Consider the following 3,237-nt stretch of genomic DNA (forward strand, 5'->3'; position numbering starts at 1 on the left):
TTGAAAGAAGTCTATTATAAGGAGGTTGGCGGGGGTTGATAAGTAGCTTTTATGCCAGTTGCTCTACATATTAAAATTCATTTGACTTAAACTGCTTATTATATAAAATTGTAACTAATGTATAAATAAGGTTAACATGGCAGTCAAAATAAGGTTGGCAAGATTTGGTAGAAAGAAACGCCCTTTTTACAGGATAGTTGTAGCTAATTCGCAAGCACCAAGGGATGGACGTTTTATCGAGAGAATAGGGCAGTATGATCCGATGCTACCAAAAGACGATAAAAATCGTGTTGTGATAAAAGCTGATAGGTTAAAGTATTGGCTCAGTGTAGGTGCGCAAGCAACTGAAAGAGTGCTGTGGTTCATCAAAAAAGGCGTAGTAGCTTTAGAAACGGAACCAAAGAAAACTGAAAAAAAGAAAGTAGAAACCAAGAAGGTAGAGACAAAAAAAGTAAAAGAACAAGAGGCATAAGTCTCTTTAATGCTGTTAACAAATAATGATATATTAGACGATATCATATCTTCTGATTTGTCAGCTATGAAGGGTTTTATCTTCAGTAGCGTCGATGATGAAGATATCAAGCTTGCTACTGATATTATATCTCATCTTGTTAGGTCAGGTGGAAAAAAGATAAGGCCTAAGCTCGTCTTTATCATATGTAAAATGCTAAACTGTTCTAGAGAGGATAGGATCAAGGTTGCTGCATCGGTAGAATTTATACACAATGCCACTTTACTTCACGATGATGTGCTCGATGAGAGCGAAGCACGCCATGGAGTTAAGACAGCAAATAAAATTTGGGGGAATAAATCGAGCATTTTAGTCGGTGATCTGTTATTGACACTAGCATTTAGATGGCTCATAGAATGTGGAAATTTAAATATTCTCTCTATTTTATCTGGAGCATCACATTCACTTGTAAAGGGCGAAATAAAGCAGATGACAGCACGCTTTAACCCTCATACTATCTGGAAAAATTACTTTGATATTATTGGAGAAAAAACAGCATCTTTATTTTCTGCGTGCTGTGAAGCTGCATCTGTAATATCCGGTGCTACAAGCGATGAAACAGAGAAGCTAAAGAATTTTGGTTTTAACTTTGGTATAGCATTTCAAATAATTGATGACATGCTTGATTATACTGCTGACCAAAGTACTTCTGGAAAGCAAGTAGGGAAAGACTTTTTCGAGGGCAAGGTAACTTTACCTGCTATTATAGCATATGAAAAAGGCAATCCAGCGGAACAAAAATTTTGGGAAAAATGTTTTTCTTTAACTGAACACGATTTTGATCAAGCGTTATACTATATTAATCACCACAATGCCATTCAGCTTTCCATAGAAAAAGCAAGGCACTACGTTAACATGGCGCAAAATAACATCAGTACTTTTTCTGATTCCCCTTGTAAAACTGCTTTAATTGACTTTTTAAATGCGAGCGTAGAAAGACAAGCTTAGCTAGTTCTTGATATTTTCAGATTAATTGCTATATATTTATTAGGTTCTTAAGAGTAATGATATGTCAGATAGTAGTAAGGAAAAAAAGAAGAAGTTTACCGACATGGTAAATAAGCATAAAAGCGAAGATCAGCAAGATAGTAGTAAGCAAACTGATGATTTGAACGAAAGTCTCAATATGTTAAAAGAACGTGCAGCTCAGCTTGAGGATCATTTGCGCCGTGCTGTTGCGGATAATGAGAACGTTAAACGTATAATGCAGAAGCAAATCAGCGATGCAAGTGACTATGCAGTTACAAAATTTGCACGTGATATGATCGATTTGTGCGACAATTTAAGAAAAGTAATGGAAAATTTAAAAGATGATGACCTTGTGCATGAGGGAATCAAAGTAGCTCATCAGAAAATCATGAATGATCTCAAAAAACACGGGATAGAAGAAATAGACCCAATTGGAGAACCCTTTGATAGTAATTTACATCAAGCTGTTGTAGAGAGAGAAGATAATGAAAAAGAAGTTGGCACTATTGTAGAGGTCTTACAAACCGGTTATGCTATTAAAAGTAGGTTACTTCGCCCTGCAATGGTTATCATTTCCAAGAAATCTGCTGATTGTGAAGACAATTAACAAAATAAAATAATGTGTAATATTGTCTTTTCAGGCATTCAACCAAGTGGTGTACTACACTTAGGTAACTATATTGGTGCAATCAAACAGTGGATAGACTTACAGGATAAATATAAATCTCTTTTTTGTATTGTTGACCTGCATGCAATCACAGCCAATAAGCTTCCTGCAAGTGAATTAAAAAGTAATATTTTTAAAACAGCAGCAGCTTACATTGCGTGTGGAATAGATCCAGAAAAGTCCATTATTTTTAGTCAGTCCACAGTTAGCGGCCATGCCGAGCTGGGTTGGCTACTTGGGTGCTATACACCAGTTGGTTGGCTTAATCGTATGACTCAATTTAAAGATAAAGCTGGTAGCGATAAACAAAAAGCCTCTCTGGGGTTATATAGTTACCCAATACTTATGGCTGCAGATATATTGCTATATAAAGCTAAATACGTTCCTGTTGGTGATGATCAGAAACAGCATTTGGAACTAGCACGTGATATTGCATTAGCGTTCAACAATCACTACAAACTTGACCATTTCGTTATACCCGAAATCCTAGTTTTAGATCATGCATCAAGAATAATGAGCTTAAGAGATGGCACAAGCAAAATGAGCAAATCTGACCCTTCAGAATATTCATGCATTAACCTTGACGACACAGACGACTTAATCGTTAAAAAGATAGGAAAAGCAAAAACAGACTCAATACTAGGTTTTGATTTTGCTACTTTAGAATGCCGCCTGGCAATAAGTAACTTGATAAACATTTATTCAGCGCTAAGTAGCTTAGACGTAGATAAAGTATGTGAAGAGATGAACAAGCATGATATGAAACACTTTAAAAAAGAGTTGACTGATCTAATAATCAGTGTTACATCACCCATACGTGAGAAGATTAATGACCTCTTAAAAGACCAATTCTATTTACATGAAATATTAAAAAAAGGTACGGAAAAAGCAGCAGAGATTGCAAACCATAACATAAAAGAAGTTAAAAATATCATAGGTTTTATTTAACGCTAACTTGTACTACGTCGGACATTAGAGCTAAATATCTTACAGGGAAGGTGGCTTTGTTGCATGGCTACCATGAAAGGGTGTAATAGAAGGAACTTACGAGGCAAATTCGAAAATAGGCATGCCGATATTAGTAAATTTG

Annotated in this window: 4 protein-coding genes; all 4 read left to right on the forward strand. The window is 35.8% G+C overall.

The genetic code is table 11. The features are described from left to right. The first annotated feature begins 136 nt into the window (after positions 1-136). The 4 genes from rpsP to trpS all read left to right on the forward strand — a co-directional run bounded on the left by rpsP (position 137) and on the right by trpS (position 3,095). On the forward strand, positions 137-472 hold the full coding sequence (gene rpsP, locus HET73_RS06665; protein WP_174134239.1) for a 30S ribosomal protein S16: 336 nt from the start codon (positions 137-139) through the stop codon (positions 470-472). A 9-nt stretch (positions 473-481) separates the two neighbouring features. After that, positions 482-1,459 carry a polyprenyl synthetase family protein gene (locus tag HET73_RS06670; protein ID WP_174134240.1) on the forward strand — a complete coding sequence of 326 codons (978 nt, stop codon included), beginning with the start codon at positions 482-484 and terminating at the stop codon, positions 1,457-1,459. A gap of 61 nt (positions 1,460-1,520) precedes the next feature. After that, a complete protein-coding gene (locus HET73_RS06675) occupies positions 1,521-2,087 on the forward strand; it encodes a nucleotide exchange factor GrpE (RefSeq protein WP_174134241.1) in 567 nt (188 codons plus the stop codon). A gap of 12 nt (positions 2,088-2,099) precedes the next feature. Next, on the forward strand, positions 2,100-3,095 hold the full coding sequence (gene trpS, locus HET73_RS06680; RefSeq protein ID WP_174133370.1) for a tryptophan--tRNA ligase: 996 nt from the start codon (positions 2,100-2,102) through the stop codon (positions 3,093-3,095). The last annotated feature ends 142 nt before the right edge of the window (positions 3,096-3,237 follow it).

The sequence above is a fragment of the Wolbachia endosymbiont of Atemnus politus genome (assembly GCF_013309895.1).

Coding starts and splice junctions, on each gene's coding strand:
- rpsP (WP_174134239.1), top strand. CDS start 137: ATGGCAGTCAAAATAAGGTTGGCAAGATTTGGTAGAAAGAAACGCCCT.
- HET73_RS06670 (WP_174134240.1), top strand. CDS start 482: ATGCTGTTAACAAATAATGATATATTAGACGATATCATATCTTCTGAT.
- HET73_RS06675 (WP_174134241.1), top strand. CDS start 1,521: ATGTCAGATAGTAGTAAGGAAAAAAAGAAGAAGTTTACCGACATGGTA.
- trpS (WP_174133370.1), top strand. CDS start 2,100: ATGTGTAATATTGTCTTTTCAGGCATTCAACCAAGTGGTGTACTACAC.